The sequence below is a fragment of the Halorhabdus salina genome (assembly GCF_013839425.1).
GTDB lineage: Archaea > Halobacteriota > Halobacteria > Halobacteriales > Haloarculaceae > Halorhabdus > Halorhabdus salina.
The window spans coordinates 309,399-328,216 of record NZ_JACDNP010000001.1 but is presented as its reverse complement, the minus strand read 5'-3'; the positions used below and the strand labels follow the sequence as shown (position 1 = coordinate 328,216).

At 60.3% G+C, this 18,818-nt stretch carries 18 protein-coding genes; 10 read left to right on the top strand and 8 right to left on the bottom strand.

The features are described 5' to 3' along the window. Positions 1 to 24: 24 nt before the first annotated feature. Positions 25 to 363, bottom strand: coding sequence for a 2Fe-2S iron-sulfur cluster-binding protein (locus HZR20_RS01640; protein WP_181684857.1), 339 nt, complete (start codon positions 361 to 363; stop codon positions 25 to 27). Positions 364 to 481: 118 nt separating this feature from the next. Here HZR20_RS01640 and HZR20_RS01635 point away from each other — a divergent pair, with 118 nt between their 5' ends. Beyond that, on the top strand, positions 482 to 1,846 hold the full coding sequence (locus HZR20_RS01635; protein WP_181684856.1) for a geranylgeranyl reductase family protein: 1,365 nt from the start codon (positions 482 to 484) through the stop codon (positions 1,844 to 1,846). 137 nt (positions 1,847 to 1,983) lie between these two features. After that, positions 1,984 to 2,454, top strand: a complete 471-nt coding sequence (locus tag HZR20_RS01630) for a type IV pilin (protein ID WP_181684855.1) — start codon at positions 1,984 to 1,986, stop codon at positions 2,452 to 2,454. A 35-nt stretch (positions 2,455 to 2,489) separates the two neighbouring features. Here the strand turns inward: HZR20_RS01630 and HZR20_RS01625 are convergent, their stop codons facing one another. Together HZR20_RS01625 and HZR20_RS01620 are read right to left on the bottom strand one after the other, a co-directional pair. Further along, complete coding sequence (locus HZR20_RS01625; RefSeq protein WP_181684854.1) at positions 2,490 to 3,767, bottom strand: amidohydrolase; 1,278 nt, start codon at positions 3,765 to 3,767, stop codon at positions 2,490 to 2,492. 51 nt (positions 3,768 to 3,818) lie between these two features. After that, positions 3,819 to 4,145, bottom strand: a complete 327-nt coding sequence (locus HZR20_RS01620) for an uS10/mL48 family ribosomal protein (RefSeq protein ID WP_181684853.1) — start codon at positions 4,143 to 4,145, stop codon at positions 3,819 to 3,821. A gap of 160 nt (positions 4,146 to 4,305) precedes the next feature. Between HZR20_RS01620 and HZR20_RS01615 the strand changes: the two genes are divergently transcribed. Then, positions 4,306 to 4,728: a bis(5'-nucleosyl)-tetraphosphatase gene (locus HZR20_RS01615; protein WP_181684852.1), complete on the top strand. Its 423-nt coding sequence runs from the start codon at positions 4,306 to 4,308 to the stop codon at positions 4,726 to 4,728. A 65-nt stretch (positions 4,729 to 4,793) separates the two neighbouring features. Further along, positions 4,794 to 5,840 carry a DUF5787 family protein gene (locus HZR20_RS01610; RefSeq protein ID WP_309484874.1) on the top strand — a complete coding sequence of 349 codons (1,047 nt, stop codon included), beginning with the start codon at positions 4,794 to 4,796 and terminating at the stop codon, positions 5,838 to 5,840. A gap of 2 nt (positions 5,841 to 5,842) precedes the next feature. Here HZR20_RS01610 and HZR20_RS01605 read toward each other — a convergent pair whose 3' ends face one another. Together HZR20_RS01605 and HZR20_RS01600 are read right to left on the bottom strand one after the other, a co-directional pair. Continuing rightward, positions 5,843 to 6,334, bottom strand: a complete 492-nt coding sequence (locus tag HZR20_RS01605; RefSeq protein WP_181684851.1) for a DUF5797 family protein — start codon at positions 6,332 to 6,334, stop codon at positions 5,843 to 5,845. 53 nt (positions 6,335 to 6,387) lie between these two features. Next, on the bottom strand, positions 6,388 to 6,840 hold the full coding sequence (locus HZR20_RS01600; protein ID WP_181684850.1) for a Mut7-C RNAse domain-containing protein: 453 nt from the start codon (positions 6,838 to 6,840) through the stop codon (positions 6,388 to 6,390). A 475-nt stretch (positions 6,841 to 7,315) separates the two neighbouring features. On the opposite strand from HZR20_RS01600, the gene HZR20_RS01595 reads away from it, so the two are divergent. Next, positions 7,316 to 8,398, top strand: coding sequence for a galactokinase (locus HZR20_RS01595; protein WP_181684849.1), 1,083 nt, complete (start codon positions 7,316 to 7,318; stop codon positions 8,396 to 8,398). 51 nt (positions 8,399 to 8,449) lie between these two features. Here the strand turns inward: HZR20_RS01595 and HZR20_RS01590 are convergent, their stop codons facing one another. Beyond that, positions 8,450 to 9,397: an NAD-dependent epimerase/dehydratase family protein gene (locus HZR20_RS01590; protein WP_181684848.1), complete on the bottom strand. Its 948-nt coding sequence runs from the start codon at positions 9,395 to 9,397 to the stop codon at positions 8,450 to 8,452. A gap of 390 nt (positions 9,398 to 9,787) precedes the next feature. Here HZR20_RS01590 and HZR20_RS14390 point away from each other — a divergent pair, with 390 nt between their 5' ends. Both HZR20_RS14390 and galT read left to right on the top strand, forming a co-directional pair. Next, complete coding sequence (locus HZR20_RS14390) at positions 9,788 to 9,910, top strand: hypothetical protein (RefSeq protein ID WP_258560309.1); 123 nt, start codon at positions 9,788 to 9,790, stop codon at positions 9,908 to 9,910. 1 nt (position 9,911) lies between these two features. Then, on the top strand, positions 9,912 to 10,883 hold the full coding sequence (gene galT, locus HZR20_RS01585) for a galactose-1-phosphate uridylyltransferase (protein WP_181684847.1): 972 nt from the start codon (positions 9,912 to 9,914) through the stop codon (positions 10,881 to 10,883). 423 nt (positions 10,884 to 11,306) lie between these two features. Here the strand turns inward: galT and HZR20_RS01580 are convergent, their stop codons facing one another. Both HZR20_RS01580 and rdfA read right to left on the bottom strand, forming a co-directional pair. Then, positions 11,307 to 12,059 (bottom strand): IclR family transcriptional regulator, encoded by a 753-nt coding sequence (locus HZR20_RS01580; protein ID WP_181684846.1) that lies wholly within the window; start codon positions 12,057 to 12,059, stop codon positions 11,307 to 11,309. Positions 12,060 to 12,241: 182 nt separating this feature from the next. Beyond that, positions 12,242 to 12,859: a rod-determining factor RdfA gene (gene rdfA, locus HZR20_RS01575; protein ID WP_181684845.1), complete on the bottom strand. Its 618-nt coding sequence runs from the start codon at positions 12,857 to 12,859 to the stop codon at positions 12,242 to 12,244. Between the two features lie 177 nt (positions 12,860 to 13,036). Here rdfA and HZR20_RS01570 point away from each other — a divergent pair, with 177 nt between their 5' ends. The 3 genes from HZR20_RS01570 (at position 13,037) to HZR20_RS01560 (ending at position 18,770) form a co-directional block, all read left to right on the top strand. Beyond that, positions 13,037 to 14,968, top strand: a complete 1,932-nt coding sequence (locus HZR20_RS01570) for an archaea-specific SMC-related protein (RefSeq protein ID WP_181684844.1) — start codon at positions 13,037 to 13,039, stop codon at positions 14,966 to 14,968. A 655-nt stretch (positions 14,969 to 15,623) separates the two neighbouring features. Further along, positions 15,624 to 17,498 carry a HAMP domain-containing protein gene (locus HZR20_RS01565; protein WP_181684843.1) on the top strand — a complete coding sequence of 625 codons (1,875 nt, stop codon included), beginning with the start codon at positions 15,624 to 15,626 and terminating at the stop codon, positions 17,496 to 17,498. 111 nt (positions 17,499 to 17,609) lie between these two features. Continuing rightward, positions 17,610 to 18,770 carry an ABC transporter ATP-binding protein gene (locus HZR20_RS01560; protein WP_181684842.1) on the top strand — a complete coding sequence of 387 codons (1,161 nt, stop codon included), beginning with the start codon at positions 17,610 to 17,612 and terminating at the stop codon, positions 18,768 to 18,770. Positions 18,771 to 18,818: the final 48 nt, after the last annotated feature.

Below are 18,818 nucleotides of genomic sequence, written 5' to 3'. Positions count from 1 at the left end.
CGCGGTGCGGTGGTACCGTCCCGATCAATCGTCGGCTGGTGCTTCCTCGTCTGTGCCTGCCTCGACCGCCGCGTCGTCTTCGATGCTTGGGGGGTATTTTCCGCGATCGAGTTTCAGGTCCGATTTCGGGCGTGCCATGCAAGTCAGTGCGTAGGTTTCTTTCTCTTCGTCGGTCAGGCCACGGGCGGCTGGCTGGGTGACTTCGCCCTCGACGATCTCGGCGGTACAGGCCAGACACATCCCGACCCGACAGGAGTACTCTTGGGCGACCCCTTCATCGAGACAGCGGCTCAAGATCGTGTCCGTGTCTGCGACCTCGATAGTTTCGCCCGTCCCCACGAACTCCACGGTATACTCGGTCATGGCCACTCGTAGGTATGACCTCGACAAAACTCTTTATTCACCGTGATGACGCATCGGGGCAGACAGCATCGGGTTGCAAGCGCAAAGAATTAACCCCGCTCGGTGTTGAGCGGGGTGCATGACCACTGCCGAGTACGACGTCGTCGTCGCCGGGGCCGGGACGGCCGGTTGTTATGCCGCGGCGACAGTTGCCAACAGGGGACTGGACGTGGCGATACTCGAACGGAAGCCCGCCGAGGAAGCCGGGCACATCGCCTGTGGCGACGCCTTGAAAGGCGCGAGTGAGTTCCCCGAGGCGATCCCGCGCGAACAGATCGAACCCGCGTTCACGAACACGGGCGTCGATCACGGCCGATTCGAAATCCCCGAGGAGGATACGGTCCTGGAGATTCCGATTCCAGGCGAACTCGCCGTCATCGATCGCTTTGAGTACGGTCGTCGACTCATCGACGGTGCCCAGGATGCGGGCGTCGATATCCACTTCGATACGGTCGTCAAAGACGTCGTCCAGAACGGCAAAATCGATGGCCTTGAGGCCGTACAGGACGGCGAGTCCAAGACCTACGAGGCCGACGTGGTGATCGACGCCGCCGGGGCGCTGTCGACCCTCCAGGACGAGGCCGATCTGAGCGAGGCGACTTTTGACACGAACGTCACGTATTCGCAGTTCTGTTCGGCCTATCGTGAGGTCGTCGAAGTCGAGGAGCCGGTCGAGTGGGACGATGCCCTGGTGTTCAAACCGACCGAGCGCTCGGCTGGCTATCTCTGGTATTTCCCGCGGACGGACACCGAGATCAACGCCGGCCTGGGCTTTCAGATGAACGAAGATCCGATGGAACTCGTCGACGCGCTCAAACGCGATCTCCGGGAACGCGAGGAATTCGAGGGCGCAACTGTCGAGGACAAACTCGGGGCCGCACTGCCGACCCGCCGGCCCTACGACTCGGCGGTCGCGCCCGGATTTATGGCGGTCGGCGACGCCGCCGGGCACGTCAATCCCACCACGGGCGGTGGCATCGCGGGCGCTGCCTACGCCGGCCAGTATGCCGCCGAACAGGCGGTTGAGGCGATCGAGGACGGCGACGTCAGTGAAGCCGCACTCTGGGAGTACAACGAGCGCGTGATGGACCACTTCGGGGCACGCTACGCGGCCCTTGACGTCTACAACATCTTCACGACAGCCTACGACATCGACGATCTGATGGGCCTGCTCGCCCGGTTGCCCGTCAGTGCGCTCTCCGAAGCCCTGTACTCCGGCTCTGCGGATCTCACACTGTCGCTCAAGCTCAAGACGGCCCTGAAGAGCTTCGGTCACTGGGGGACAATCATCGATCTCTATCGAACGAAGGGACACGCCGACGACCTGCTCGATCACTACGAAGCCTATCCCGACTCGCCCGAGGCGTTCGACGACTGGATGGACCAACGGGATGCCATTCTCGATCGAGTCTACGCGACCACGGGTGCCGATCCGAAGTATTGAGGCGCTCGAGTGGTGCTGTCGGTCGCCCCAATTGTTTTATAATAAACTAACGTAGTAATAGGTAACTGAGTGTCGGGTGGGGGCCCGACTGTCGGGGGCGACGTGATGTTGTTGCAGTCTACCGACCGTGGGGAACCATGTACGGGGAGCCGCTCAGGAAACAGACTGCCGCGATCGCACCGGTCGTCGGGATCCTCTTACTGTTGAGTATCACCGTCTTGCTCGCAGCGACGGTCGGCGTGTTCGTCATGGAGATGGACGCGGCCGATCGCGATCTCGTCCAGGCAGTCGATCTTGAGATCTCACTGGGAGACAGCAACGATACTGTCCTGATCGACCACGATGGCGGGACCGACCTCCCGGTCGAGAATACCGTCGTCGTCATCGAAAACGCGACTCCAGCGGCCGCGAACGGTGAATACGAACTGGCGTCGCTTGATGGATCACTCTCTGCCGACGAGAACCTCACTGCCGCCTCGACCGTTCGCATCGACGGGAGTGACGTCTCCGGGACGCCTGATTTCTCCGGCGCAACGGTCAAAGTTATCCAGCAAGGGAACCACGGCCGAACGGTCGTCGTCAGCACGTGGACTGGGCCCAAGGGATAGCTCCGGCGATCGAACCGGCCGTTCGGCAAGCCGTTTCAGGGTCGCTGGTGGGTGAGTTCCTGGATCGCCCGCGTTAGCACGCCGATGCCGATCCCGATCGACGCCTCGTCGACGTCGAACGTGGCGGTGTGGTGACCATCCGGGTGGTCGGTCCCGATCCCGACGAACGTCGCTTTCCCGCCCTTTTCCTGAACGCGTTGCATGAGATAGGTCGCGTCTTCACTGCCACCGAGATCGTCTGACTGGAGCCTATTTTTGACGGCTGGGATGTCGCCAGCCGCCGAAAACACGATCTCGCGAATCGATTCGTCAGGATCTGCACTGGGTGCTTCGCCAGTCCACTCGATGCTCACGTCACAGTCGTGCATCGACGCGGCCGACTCGAGGACGTCCGTCGCGTGTTCGCGCATGAACTCTTTGCCTTCGGTCGTCTCACCGCGGACTTCCCCGCGGATGTATGCCGCCTCGGGGATCACGTTCGAGGCCGACCCGCCACCCACGTCGCCGGCGTTGATCCGCGTCGCGCTATCGCCGTGTCGCGGGATCGCATAGAGGTTCTGGACGGCGGTGGCCATCGCCTGGACCGCGTTGCGGCCCCGGTCGGGATGGCCCCCAGCGTGGGCTGGTTCGCCGGCAAACTCGGCGTCGAAGTTCGCGACGGCGAGGATATCCTCGACGCCGGCGACGATCTCGCCCGTCGGATGTCCCAGGCCGATGTGGGTGGCGAGTAGATACTCAACGTCGTCGAGGTGGCCACTCTCGGCGATCGCGCGCCCGCCGCCGATGACTTCCTCGGCGGGCTGGAAGATGACTTTCAACGTCCCCTCGAAGTCGCTGTCGGCGATCGCTTCGAGGACGCCGACGCCGATCGTGGCGTGGGCGTCGTGGCCACAGGCGTGCATCGCGTCGTCGTGATCCGGCCGGAACCCCTCGGCGACGGGTTCGTGATCGGGGTCTGTCGATTCGGTTCGGGGAAGAGCATCGATGTCGACCCGGAGGGCGACTGTCGGTCCCTCGCCACGTTCGAGGACGGCGATCGTGCCGGTCGCCCCGCCGTCGAGCTGTTCGAGCGTCGCGTCGTCGACGCCGGCTTCGCGTGCCCGTGCTCGCCAGTGGGCCAGTTCGTCGTCGTCCGGGACGCCGGTCCGTGCATCGAGGTCGAGTGCGTCGCGACCGACGAATACGTCGTCGACGCCGATGCGCTCGATCTCCTCGAGGATGCGAGCGGTCGTGTAGAACTCGCGCCAGGCCGGTTCGGGATGGCGATGCAAATCGCGCCGGAGTTCACTGAGGTGCTCGGGTGTGTCGGACATGTCTCCACGAACGGGCGGGGGGCCTAAACCGCTCGCGGTTCGGCCCCTCGGTCAGCGACCGGTGCCCCGGCGCTGTTCGACACTCGCTCCGACGTGGACGCGGTTGGGAAATTCCCAGCCGGTCACGTCGCGAGCGAACTCTTCGTAGCCGATAATCTCGATCGTCCGGGTGAAAACAGTGTGCCGCCAGGGGTCAAACCGATCGCCGTCCGCGCTGAGGCGTTTCGACTGCGGAACGGTTATGTCCTCGGGGGATTGGGGATGGGGACCCTTGAGCTCGACGCCCTTGCGGGCGGCCGTTTCTTTGATTTCGCTCACCACGTCCTCAAGGGCGTATCGATCCCCGCTTTCGACCGTCAGCTTCGTCACGAACGGCATACCGTCAGGGGGTCGACGGCCGAGCGGCAAAAACCCATGCTTTCGTCGGTCGCGAGTGTCGTCTCCTATCCCCTTGACGATCGCGCGAGGTCAATTGACCAGTGGCGAGTCGTTCCGCGCTCCGATATGCTCTTAAGTTCCGCTGAATTATCGTTCGATAATGATCGAGGCCACGAGCGCGGGAGCCATCCTCTTTCGCGATACGCGTGGCCAGCGTGAGTACCTGCTGCTCAAGAGCCGACCGGGGGACTGGGAGTTCCCCAAGGGCGGGATCGAGGGCGAGGAGGAACTCCAGCAGACGGCCATTCGCGAAGTGAAAGAGGAAGCCGGAATCGCCGATTTCCGGCTCATCGATGGCTTCCGTAAGGACTACGACTACGTCTTCGAGGCGAACGGCGAGACGATTCACAAGACTGTCCACCTGTTCATCGCGAAATCGTTCGAGGCAAGCGCAGAGCTCTCGACCGAGCACCACGACCACCAGTGGCGCGACTACGAACAGGCGAAAAACACCATCACCCAGGACGGCCCCCGGGAAATCTTCGAGGAGGCCCACGACTTCATCGACGAGCAAGACGTCTGAGCCGGTCGGCTGTCGAGAATCGTCGGACCGAAACGCCTTCGAGAGCGAGTGCCATCGATACAACTGTGCCTCCGGGCTACCACGCCGAGTTCGACTTCGAACTCCGGGTCTGCCAGTGGGCCGAGCGCGCGTGGCCACCCGGCAGCGATCGCCAGCGGCCGATACTCGTCGCCCGGCAACTCGGCACGAAGCACCGTCGCTGGGATACGATCGTGTTCGAATGCGATCCAGACGGGCTCCGTCAACGTGCCCGGTTTGGCGAGGATGCGCTTGATTCGGATTTGCTGGATGTAATTCCACACGCGCCCGCTGAGTGGACGTACTACCGCGATGCACTCCCGGAGCCAGGTTATCCCTGGCGGTACGTCCGCGAGGCGATCCATCGGGCGGCCGACCGCGATATTCTGGACACGCGAAAGCGGGATGGCCGTATCGAGATCCGCCAGAAATATCGCTACCCCGACTGGATCGACCGGATCGTCGCCATCGAGAACAAACCGGATCTCGACGCCAGCGCAGCCCGTGCCCTCGCCCCGCAACTCCAGCGGGACGTGGCCATGGGAATCGCCGACGAAGTGTGGGTCGGGACGGCGGCGACCGGCGAGCGAATCGAGCCCGCACTCCTCGAAGATTTCCCAGTCGAGGCCGGCATCCTGGTCGTCGATCTAGCGTCCGGCGACGCTGAGGTGGCCTGGCATCCGCGCTCGCTGAATCCGGACCGTCCGGGGACGCGGATCCTCGAGCGACCCGACGGTGGCGATCACGACGCGTCGGCCGCCCGCTTCGAGTACGCCGACTCGGACTGGAAGCACCAGAAGCGCGTCGAGATCGCCGAACGGGCCTACGAGCGCGGCTGGCGGGCCTATGTCGAGACGATGCGCCCGGATTGCCGGCACTTCGACCTCGGCTGGACACAGACTGGTCCAGTCCCCACCTGCCAAGCGAAAGACCGCTCTCAGACCAGCGCGGAGTGTCGCGGTGCCTGTTCGGCGTTCGAGCCGGAGCCGCCAGTCTGGCGCGCGTCGGACTGGCCCCTTTCGGGTGGTCCAGGCAAGGCGATCCAGCGCGTCCTCGACCGGCAACGACGTCGACACCGGCCCGGGCTGGAGTGACGCTATTCTTCGAGGACTTCGATCACGAGTTCGTCCCGCTCGACGGCGAGCCGGAACGTCGGGACGGTCGTGCGCACCCGTTCGAGGACACCTTTGTCCGTCAGATTCCGGAGAGCCTTCCGAACGTCTTCAACGGCTGGGTCGTGGCCGTCCTCACGGAGGTCTTTGAGGACGCTGACGACGCTTTGTGTCTCTCCGTCAGGTTCGGCGATCACCTCGACGATAGCCGCTTGCAGTTCGGTGACGTGCAGGACCTGGTCGTCGTTCCCACCGTCGATCAGCCCTTCGTCTTCGACGAGTTCGGCAGCCTCTGGCGTCGCACAGATGAGGCTATCCTCGTTGCGGTAGTAGTAGTCGCCGAGTTCGTCTTCGAGCACACGGTGGACCTCGCTCCCACTGTCTAGGTCCCAGCGGTCCTGTAGTTCGGCGTTTTTTGTCGGCTGGAGGGCGACCACGGTGACCAGCCGTTGCAAAGCGTCCTCGGAGAGGGTCATCAGCGACGATTCGGGAAGCCGATACTATTGCCTTCCGCATTCGGCCGGGTCTTTCAGAGGGCCGCGAGGGTCGCTGCCACGTCCGCCCAGTGACTGCCCTTCCAGAAGTGCTGGCCGCAGGATTGACAGCGCCAGACACCCTCTGTGGCCGGGTCCGGGACGTCAGCCGGCGTCTGTTCGTCAGGATCGAGCCGCGCCAGCGGCCCGTTACAACGCCCACAGTGTGACGGTGAGTCGGCTAACGTCAGATCGAATCCGGCCTCGGCGAGTTCCCGAAGTTGCTCCGTGATATCCTTCGATTCCAGTAGCAGGCTTTGAGCCGTCTCGGTTGCCAGGGTCTGATCACGCGTGAGCAACAGGCGATCCTCGCGGCGGGCGATGGTGCGGAGTTGATTGTCGGCCTCCACACCCCGGTCCAGGGCGTAGGCCGCGTCGTACCCACACATCCGGAGGTACCTCGCGAGTTTCCCCAACATTGCATCCAGGAGGAGATCGGGCGGTGCCATTCGTCGATATTCCTACCTGTCTTCACTAAAAGAGTGCTGCTGACTATGGGGTGGGAACGGCGATGACTGTCCAAAGATTGATATGGCATTTTATATATTGGGGAAAATATCAGTAACTACATGTTGTAGACAAATGGTGTAGAATATATTTAATCCACAAATTGGCCCATATTTTCACTTTAATTTCGGGAATATTTTGCTAACTTGGGGAATTATGTCTATAAAACTGCCTTATTTTACTTTTTTTGGCTGAAATCAGAGGTACGCGTCTTACTACAAGGTATTGCCTTTGTGCGGAGGTGATAGAAGTATAGTTCTTATAATACTCGGAAAAATATACTATTATTTTATCTTATACTAGTTCCCCTAGTCGGTTCTGGCCAGTGCTGACTGGTCTGCCCGACTGACTGCCCGAGACGCTCACGGTGTCGCCAGGCTTTTCTCCCTGGTCCGAATCTGCGAGAGTGATAGCGAAATGACTCGCGAGTCAACCTACCGGGTTCGGTCGCCCGGACGAGTGAATTTAATCGGCGAACATACCGATTACACGGGCGGCTACGTAATGCCGTTCGCGACAGATTTGCACACGGAACTGGAGGCAGCGCCGAGTGCGGCCGTCGAAGTCGCCTCGGACGCCGTCGAAACCAGGTACACGTTCGAAACGGACACCCTCGAACCCGACGACGACTGGATCGATTATATCAAAGGCTGCTATGCGATCCTCCAGGACGAGGGGTACGACCCCGGTGGGTTCACCGGGCAACTCAGCGCCACGCTGCCGCTGGGCTCGGGATTGAGTTCCTCGGCGAGTCTCGAACTGGCGGTCATGGCTTTTCTGAACGACGCTTACGACCTTGGGCTGTCTCGGGAACGAATGGCACGCCTGAGTCAGCGCGTCGAGAACGAGTACGTTGGGATGTCCTGTGGTATTATGGATCAGTTCGCCGTCGCGCTGGGCCGGGACGATCACGCGCTCATGATCGACACCGAGACGCTGGAATACGAGTCAGTACCCATTCCGGAAGGCATCCGGGTCGTCGTCTTCCACACCGGCGTCTCCCGGGAGTTGGTCGACTCGGCTTACAATCAGCGTCGCGAAACCGTCGAAAGCGCACTGGAAAAACTGGGTGCCGAATCGTCGAAGGTCGTCAGCGAGGAGGATCTCGAAGACCTTCCGGCACTGGAACGTGAGCGTTTGGGATTCGTCGTCCGGGAGAACGAGCGCGTCGAGCAAGCGAAAGCGGCACTGTCAGACGGGAATCTCGAACGGTTCGGTGGCCTGCTTCTCGAGGCTCACCGGGACATCGCCGAGCACTACGAGGCCAGTTGCGCGGAACTCGATTACGTGGTCGAGACGGCCGTCGAGGAAGGGGCCTACGGCGCACGCCTCACCGGCGCTGGATGGGGCGGGGCGGCGATCGCGGTCGTCGACGAGGACGAGGCGGCGTCGTTCGCCGAGTCGCTGACGGCGGCGTATCGGGAGGAGTTCCCCGATCTGGAACCCGCGACGCATCTCGTCACGCCATCGGCTGGCGTTCGGGTCGAACGGCTCGATTAAATTGTCCGGTCGGGCAATGTCGTGGATGTGGCGATTTCAGGTCGACACGTCTCAGCTCAAATGCGGTTCGTTTTCGGCAGCTTCGAGGATTTCTCGGACGCCTTCTCGGATGGCCTGATCACTGGCAGTCGACGGTTCCCAGCCCAGCGCGGCGAGTTTCTCGATCGAGAGCCGCATTTTGGGCACGTCGCCCTCCCAGCCGCGGTCGCCGCCGGTGTATTCGTAGTCGGGATCGACGCCCATCTCGTCGGCCACGATGTCTGCGATGCGGTTGACTGATGTGGTCGTTCGCGTGCCCAGGTTGTAGGTGTTGACCGGCTTCTCGGCGTGCTCGACGACGTAGCACATCGCGTCGATGCAATCGCCGAGGGTCATGTAGGACTTCTCTTGGCGGCCATTGCCCCGGATAGTGAGCGTCTCGGGATTCTCCGAGAGCTTGTAGATGAAGTCTGGGACAACGCCGGCCCCGTACCGCGGGCCGACGATGTTGGCAAAGCGGAAGTTCCAGACCGTGAAATCGTGGCTGTGGGCGTACACCGAGAGGAGACTCTCCTCGGCCAACTTGGCGGCACCGTATTCGCTGATCGGCTCCAGCGGCGCGTAGTCCTCAGGGGTCGGTCGCGGTGCTTCGCCGTACACCGTCGACGAGGAGGTAAAGGCGACATGCTCGACGCCGACTTCTTCCATACGTTCGAGCAGGTTGTACGTTATTTCGCCGTTCGTCTCGAATTGCTCGCGGGGCTTCTCGGCGTTGACGTATTTATCGGCTGCGAGGTGGAAGACGATGTCTGTCTCTTCATCCATCGCTTCGGCGACGACCGCTTCGTCGGCGAGATCGCCTTCGATGAAAGTTGCGTCGTCCGGGACCGTTTCCCGGAGGCCGTTCGAGAGGTCGTCGACGACGACGACGTCGTTGTCCGTCACGAGTCGTTTGGCCAGCGCTGACCCGATGAGGCCGGCACCGCCAGTTACCAGAATCTGCGCATCTGTCAGCTCCATACCAGTCTATGACACGTTCGCTATCAAAACAGTTCCGGTAAGATCGCCTGGTGTCGAAAGCAGCCGCTCGAATCTGGTCTGTGTCCCCTGGAAACAATTGTCCTGCCTTCGAGCGTTGTTGACTGCCGTGGCGTGCGGTTGTGGGATATGCCGTGAGGCCGTCGTCCGTAGTCACGCGGGTCATGGTGAAATATCGACTGCTGGACCTGCGATCGATCCCAGTGGCTGTCTACATTTTTTGTCTATCTCTGCTTCTTCATGTCGTTCCATGGCCGCCGACGGATCGCCCTGGAGGTCCAAACTGGCTTTCCGGCAGCAGCGTCACGATGTGTTTGTCGGCTCATCCGGTACCATTATAATGGTTCATACAGAGATTGGAGTCGTATCCCAATGCACAGTCACAAGACTACGAATCACAACGAGCGGTACGTTGTATTCTACGAGTTCGACGACGAAGGCGATTCGACGACGGATTCGGCAGTGCCCGGCAACGAACCCCCGGAGGGTGCGTGACGTGACCGAGCGCCGTTGGGATCCGACCTTACAGGAGTGGGTCATCACCGCGACTCACCGTCAGGAACGGACGTTCAAGCCCCCGGAAGATTACTGTCCGTTCTGTCCGACCGCCGAGGACGCCGAGTATCCGACGGCCATTCCAGAACCGGAGTACGACATGGCGGTCGTCGAGAACGGGTTCCCGTCCTTACAGCCCGATCCACCTGAGCCCGCCGTCGAGGGAACCGACCTCGCGCCCGTCGAACCTGCCAACGGGCAGTGTGAGGTCGTCCTATTCACGCAGGACCATGACGGCCAGATGTCCGAGCAGCCAGTCGATCGCTTTGTCAACCTTGTTCAACTCTGGCGGGATCGCTACGAGACCCTCGGGGCCGTCGAGGATCACGAGTACGTCTACATCTTCGAGAACAAGGGCGAGGAAGTCGGCGTCACGCTCAACCATCCACACGGCCAGATCTACGCCTATCCGTTCGTCCCGCCGAAAGTCCGTCGAGAACTGGACAACTCGGCCGATCACCACGACGAGACCGGGCGCTGTCTGTTCTGTGACGTCATCGACGCCGAGCGCGAGGACGGTCGACGCATCGTCGCCCAGAACGACTCATTTACGGCCGTCGTCCCGTTCCACGCCCGCTGGACCTACGAGGTCCACGTCTACGCCAACGACCACGTCCCGTCGATGGCTGACTTTACAGCCCAGCATGAACAGGATCTCGGGGCCGTCTTGCAGGAACTCCAGGTTAGCTACGATGGGCTGTTCGGCTTCGAGATGCCCTACATCATGGCGACCCACCAGCAACCGACGACGGGCAACGGCGAGGACTACGCCCACTTCCACATGGAGTTCTACCCGCCCTACCGGACCGAGGAGAAACTCAAGTACCCCGCCGGCAGCGAGCGTGGCGCGGGCGCGTATATCAACAACAAACTCGCCGAAGAAGCCGCGGCTGACCTCCGGGACGCGAACTGACCGAGCGGAACGCTGACTATTACAGTGTGCTCACTGACTCGACCATCGACGAAATGGTGCGCTTTTTGTATTTTGACTGCCGATTTGGCCAGCGGTTGTTCACTCGATCTGAACGTCGTTCCGGGCACAGTTGACTGATCGTGCTATCGTGTGATTTTCGTTCGGTTATTGTGACCCTACGTCTTTGTACTTTGTCGGCACTCATTGGTGAATTATGGCGACTTCACGTTTTGTGGTCTCCCGACACGTACGGCACCCACCCAGTCACGATGTCCTCTGTGACCTTCTCCTCCAGCGACTCGGATTCGCGCGCCGCGGGTGATGTGGAGCGTTCACTGTCGGTGGCTCATCACCGCGTGTTCTACCGGCAGACACCGACAAAGCGATGCGGCGCGGAACCAGCCCGTCCAGTGTTGCAGGTATTCAGTGGGTCATCGTGTTTTCCAGCGATTTCGAGGCGCTGACGATGAGACTTGCGTCCTCTTCGATGTTGCCGTCCAGCAATTGTTCGGTGCCACTTGTGACGACGATCGACCCACGTGGATACCCATCGGAGTCGACAATCGGTGCTGCGACACACTCGACAGCCGGGTCGTATTCACCCTTCTCACGGGCGAGGCGTTGCTGGCGAACGTTCTCGAGGGCTGCACGAAGGTCGTCTCGATCTGTCAGCGTCGCCTCGGTGTACGCCTCCAGATCGCTCTCTAGTACTGCATCACATTCTGACTCGGGGAGGTACGCGAGGATCGCCTTGCCGCCGGCCGTCGCATGCAACGGGAGCGAGTCACCTTCCCCAAAGGGTCGTACAGACGCCGTGGCAGGGGCCTTCGAATAGACGACTGCTGCGGTCGCACTCTCGTAACTCACGAGCGTCACGACGTGGCCAATCGACGCTGCGAGGTCGTCGATGAGCGACTGGACCTGCTCGGGGACCAGTCGATCCCGGACGTCGGTCCCGAGCGTCCAGAAGCCAAGGCTCAACCGATACGTACCGTTGTCTTCGACCAGATACCCGAGATCGGCGAGCGTGTGGACGTGCTTGTGGATGCCGCCTTTCGAGCGATCGAGATATCGTGATAGTTCACTGATGCCCGCGCCATCGAGTTCGGCAATCGCCTCGACGATCGAGAAACTCGTCCGGGCAGTCTTGACGCCCGCGCTGTCCGCATGGTCCATGTGCTGTCCAACAGCGTGCGGCTATATATACTGTTCGCCTGCGGTGAACAGATGACCTCGCCACTGCTTGCTTCGCCGGTTGAGTGTGGTCTTTGGACACTTTATTGGTCACACATGTCGTGTATTCCAACTTTCGCTTTACAACCATACGCATGTATTGTGTTGGGGCACTAGACGGTCGTTCAGTTCTCATCGTCCATGCAGGCACATCCCTCGGCGTCTAGCAGGTCTCGGACGGAGTACGATCGGCCACAGTCCTCGCAGGTAATTCGGACCGTCACGCTCGTCGCCGGCGCGTCGATTTCGAGAAGACCCGCGTTCTGCAGTCGCTGGATCGTCTCTGCGACCACGTTCTCTGAGCGTGCTCTGGCCCACTCGACTGTATTGATGGCGTCTGACTCGGTTATCGACGGCTCGCGGCTTGTATCGACGGATAAACAGTCGTTCAGGTGGTTTTTGATCGTCGCGTGGGAGATCCAATCGTCGGTGACTGTCTCGATGTCGACGCCGGCCTGTTCCAGCCTCGTTTTGACTCTCACCCGCTCTGTTTCCGTGGTTTCTTCTCCCCCGTTGAGGACGTCAAAGAGGGCGTCGACGCCTTGCTCGCTGGACACGAGCGTCGACGCATCGCCGCCAGCACGTTCGACCGCCGTCCGAAGCATTTGCTTGTTGACGACTGTCGCCAACTCGCGTAAACTCGCTCCTGCGTCGTGGCGGTCTTGTACGTCTGCATCGAGGGCTATCAGGTCGTAGCGTTCGGCGACTCGGCCGACCTTACACGAGCACTGCGACTCACCCATCGGCTGTCACCCCAACTGCCAGTACGCATTCTCTCATTGGTGTTGCATATTGGGTCCGCGGACATGATACTATCGGACCCCGCGTTCGATTGACGCGCACAATCGACCAGTGCAGGCAGTGATACTGACTCACACTACCGATGGGGATTTATACTATGTCTCCCAACTCTTCATTCAATGGTCCGATCAGCTACCGACACAGATATACCGGCTGATTCTATCACTGTCACCGTCGAGAACGTCGGTGGAATCGAGCAGACAGACGTGACGATCGATCCCGGTGTGACGGTTCTTCACGGTCGCAACGCGACGAACCGGACCTCGTTTCTCTCAGCAGTCGACAGTGCCCTCGGCGGTACGGCCGGCTCGCTCAAGACAGATGTCGACGACGGGTCGGTCACCCTCCAAATCGGTGAACAACGGTACACCCGGACTTTCCGCCGAGACGGTGACACGGTCCACGTTGACGGAGATCCGTACATTGCTGAGGGCTCGCTGGTCGAGACGTTCGTCTCGTTGCTGGAGAGTAATCCGGCCCGACGGGCGGTCGAACGGGGTTCGGATCTCCGGGATCTCATCATGCGGCCGATCGATACGGACGAGATCGAGCGTCACATCGAGTCGCTGCAGCGGGACAAACACCAACTCGACGACCGGATCGGTCGGGTCAGCGATCGGAAAGACGAACTGCCTGCCCTCGAAGACCGGCGCCAATCCCTGCACGCGGACGTTGTGTCGATCGACGACGAGATCGCGGCCCTTCGCACGGAGATCGACGAGTACGAGGCTGACCACGAAACGGCAGCCAAAGCCGATTCACTCGTCGAAGAACTCGACGAGGCCCGTCAGGAGTACAACAGCGTCGAAAACGAGATCGAGGTCGTCGAAGCCGAGATCGAGTCCTTGGAAGGAGAACTCTCTGAACTCCCTGGGACTGATGGTGATATCGAGTACACCGATGAGGATCTGGACCGCGTCAAAGAGGAGCTCGCTGCCGCCCGTGAACGCCGTCGGCAGATCGAGGAAACGATCAACGCGCTGTTTACTATCGTCGAGTTCAACCAGGATCTGCTCGATGGGTCACTGGAACTTCCCGGTATCGAACCTGCAGACACTGACCCGACGAGCGAACTGGCACCTGACGACGAACGTGACCTCGTCTGCTGGACGTGTGGGAGTGCTGCCACGCGGAAAGACGTGGATGTGCGGCTCGATTCGTTGCGTGACGTTATCGACGAAAAACGCACCGAGCGTACAGACGTGACAGCACGCGTCGAAGCGCTCGAGGACGAACGCGAGACGATCGAAACCACGCTCGAAGAACGGGCCCGGATCCAAAGCGAGCGTTCGTCGCTACACAAGCGGTTGGACGAGCGGCGTGAGCGGCGCTCGACGCTCTCATCACGGCAATCGGAGCTCGCCGATACTATTGCGGACCTCGAAACCGAGGTCACAGAAACACAGCAACTCCGGGACGACGATCTGCTGGAGATGTACGAACGGCTTAGTGATCTGCAGTACGAACGAGGCCAACTCCAGCAACAACTTGAAGACGTTACCGACGAGATCGAGTCGATCCAAGCGCTGCCGTCCCTCACGGACTTGAACGACCAACTGTCGGATCTTCGAGAGCAGATCGCCGAGCAGCGCGCTCGAATCGATCGGCTCGAACAGCGTGCCGTCGAGACGTTCAACCGCCACATGGACGAACTGCTCGACATCCTGCAGTATGATAATATTACTCGTGTCTGGATCGAAAAGCGTTCGTCCCAGAACAGTCCAGGCCCCGATAGTATCTTCGAGTTACACGTCATCCGGGAGGCGGTCGACGGTGCTGGATACGAGGAGACGATCGACAATCTAAGTGAAAGCGAGCGCGAACTGATTGGACTTGTATTCGCTCTCGCTGGCTATCTCACACACGAGGTCTACGAGGACGTTCCGTTCATCCTTCTCGACTCGCTGGAAGCGATCGACGCCGAGCGGACCGCCAAACTTGTCGATCACTTTTCGGAGTACGCGGACGTGTTGCTCGTCGCATTGCTCCCCGATGACGCCCAGGCAGTAGCCGACCGCCACGACCGGATCCCGGCGGATGCCCTCCAGTAACCTGGCGCGGGGCCGACTTTCGACGATTGTTCAGCTTGGCATCTCGCTCGCTGTTTTGCCCATCGCGAGGATTCTATTACAAACGTATGTTTGTTAAATTGGCTCCCATCCCCGTTCGTTCTCTGTATGTGAACGAACATCTGCGTATGCCGGTTCTCTGCAGTCGGGTACTCCCTCACTCGTTCACGATGTAAGAACGATTCGGAGCGGCCCGTTTCGGATGTCCGATTCCTGGTCTCGTGCCGATCGTCGTCGACGTGATCGCCATTCTGGCTCGGTGTATCGTCTGATTGGGCCACATATCCGGCCGGTCCGCAGGTTTCTTCCCGGCACAGGGAGCGGGGTGGCATTCGGTCTGCTGTGCTAACGGTCCCTGTAATGCGTTGCAGTTATTACCGTTCTCACATGGTGAACGGTTTTCTGCTCTCAGTTCGGCATTTCGCTGGGGTGGCGAACGAATCCGGGATAGCCGGTCTGTTCGTCTGGATTCGGCTGTCACGTTCGATTCTAATTGGTCATAATCGTTCGCCTATTGTAAACGTTTTAATGACCATTATGGTTTTTTCATTATGGTATATAGCTCCGGACTGGGCAAAACTGCTTGGAGAAACATATACGGGGCCATGCCACTTGTATGAAATCACGAGGATAAACGATGGAAGATAACCGGGCGCTCGATTCACCGACTGGGTCTGATGGGGGGACAGTATTCAGTCGAATCGTGCCGAATTTTATCCGCCGGCGCTTCACGCTCAAGTTCGCACTTATTTTGGTGGTCATGGGCCTGACGATCGGCGTTATCGGAGCGACGGCAACCGGGGCCGTCGTCGAACAGGTCGAACAGAACGTCAAAGAAGAGTATCAGAACCTGGCGTCCCAGCAGGCAAACGCGATCGAAACGTGGGTCGAGCGCAACTCCATTTCGGTTAAACTTGCATCGAAAGACACAGTGTTGAGTCGAACAGATCCGGGTTCTCGATTCGACATCCAACAGGAACTGGCAACGACAGCCGGGAACGTCTACGGCGTTCACGCGATTTATCTGCTGAACTCCTCCGAGACCGCCTCACGGGTCGTCGCCAGCCCGCAGATCTCTTTCGAGATGAACCTCTCACAGACGACCCGCGCGTGGATACAGTCTACGCCCTTCGATTCGCTAGACGTGATGGATGTCCACGTCACTGACGTCCATCGGGTTGGCGAGACGCCAGTCGTCGCGTTCGTCAGTCCAGTTGCTGATCATCCAGACCGGTATCTCGTCATGGAGTACTCCGTTGCTGACCTGGCGTCGTCGATCGATACGAACAGCGATGCTCGTTTCACGCAAGTTGTCAACGACGACGGTGTTGTACAGGTGGCTGCCGACAGTGAGCAGGTCCTCGGCCAGTACGGCGACAACGAGGCGATGCAGCCGGTCACACTTGCAGCGACGTTGCGGGGCACCGATCGTGCGGCCGGTGTGATTCCCGACATGGCAGCTGAAACGGCTGTCATCGACGAGGAATACACTGTCGGGTATGCCCCGATCAGCGTCACGAATGTCCCGCTGAACTGGACTGTGCTTGTCCACGAGCCTCGATCGAGCGTCTACGGGTTCGTCTGGGCCATCTCACGATGGGGGCGGCTTGCCACGCTCGGTGGTGTCATCCTCGTCGGTGTCCTGGGGGCCGCTATCGGGTACAACACGACACGAGATCTCAACCGCCTACGGCAGTGGGCAGGCAAGCTTCGCGATGGTGATCTCGAAACGACAGCGAGGACCGCCCGAATCGACGCGATCGGTGAACTGTACGATGGATTCGAGAACATGCGCTCGTCTCTCCAACAGCAGATAAAGGAGGCCGAACGGGCCCGCAAAGAGGCCGAAGTCTCCCGAGCAGAGGCGATGCGGATGAACGAATACCTCCAGCAGAAGGCCGAGAAATACTCAGACACTATGCGGCACTGTGCGGACGGGGATCTGACCCAGCGTCTCGATCCGGATGGTGAGAACGAAGCGATGGATCAGATCGCAACTTCGTTCAACGAGATGGTCGCGGAACTAGAGCGGACCACTGAACAACTGAAACAGTTCGCCGTCCGGGTCGAGGAGACCGGTGAAGTCCTGCAAGCCAGCTCCGACAGTGTTCGAGTCGCAAGCGGCCACGTTGCCGACTCTGTCCAGCGGATCGCCGATGACGCCGACGAACAAAAAGAGCGCCTCCAGGAAGTCTCGGAGGAGATCGACGATCTGGCCGACACCTTCGAGCAGTTTGCCTCCGAAGAAACTGAGCAGGACGTGCACGAACAGGTCAACCGCCTCAACGAGATTGCGGCCCGGATTGGCGAGGTCGCGACCCTCAGTGAGGAAACGCTCGCGGAATCCGGCATCGTCGCCGGCGCGGCTGAAGAACAGGCCTCGGAACTCACTTCCGTGTCCGAACGCGCTGAAGACCTCACCCAATACGCGCGCCCGCTCCACGACGCCCTCGAGGAGTTCGACACCGATAGCGAGGGTGACCTCTACGTCGGGGAACAGTCAGCGGACTGAGTGAGCTACTCCCGGAATATCTTGCCCGTCTCACCGTACTTTCGACTTCGTGTGCGGTCCTGATCGTTCGACAGAGAAAATTATTTATACCAGAATACCGCACAATCGAACATGGCGAACGTAATACTCGACGGAGTGACCAAAAAATTCCAGGATAAGAGCGGCGAGATTATCGCAGTCGACGATCTCGATCTCAATATTCGAGACGGTGAGTTCCTCGTCTTGGTCGGTCCGTCAGGATGTGGCAAGTCGACGACCCTTCGGATGGTCGCCGGACTCGAAATGCCTACTGAGGGCACGATCAGTCTGGATGACAAACTGATCACGAACCTCTCGCCCCAGGAACGGGACGTGGCGATGGTGTTCCAGTCGTACGCTCTTTACCCACACATGACAGTCCGCGGGAACATGTCCTTCGGGCTCGAAGAGGCAACGGAACTCTCGAAAGAAGAGATCCGCGAACGCGTCGAGGACGCGGCGGAGATGCTGGGTATCTACGATCTCCTCGACCGGAAGCCCGGCGAACTCTCCGGTGGGCAACAACAGCGTGTCGCGCTTGGCCGGGCGATCGTCCGCGAACCGGAGGCGTTCCTGCTGGACGAACCGCTGGCGAATCTGGACGCAAAGCTCCGCTCGGAGATGCGGACGGAGTTGCAGCACCTTCAGGAGGATCTCGACACGACGACGATCTACGTGACCCACGACCAGACGGAGGCGATGACCATGTCCGATCGGATTGCCGTCCTCAACGACGGGGAACTCCAGCAGGTCGGGACACCACTGGAGTGCTATCACCGGCCCAACAACCAGTTCGTCGCCGGATTCATCGGGGACCCGTCGATGAACTTCCTGGATGTCACGCTCGAAGATGGGCGGCTCGTCGGCGAATACTTCGAGTATCCGCTCAGCGACGAGGTGCTAGCAAACATTGAGGGTCACGACGAGCTGGTCTTTGGCATTCGACCCGAGGACATCGAAATCCTCGACGCGGCGGAGAGCAGACACGAGTATCCCGCCACTGTCGACGTTGTCGAACCGATGGGCGACGAGAATACAGTCCACCTCGCCTTCGAAGAACAGGAGCGAACTGAATCCGCGTTGACCTCGACAATCAGCGGGATGCGAAACGTCGACGAACTCGAATCGATCGGGATCGGGCTGCCGGAGAGCGCGATTCACCTGTTCGACGCCGAAACGGGCGAATCGTTGCACAACCGGAGTCTCGGGGAGATCGAAGGCGATCGGCCGCTCAAAGGCGCACAACCGGCCTGAATCGGTCGAGTCGCGTGGTCGGGTCAGTTGTTTTGCCGTCTGTGAGTC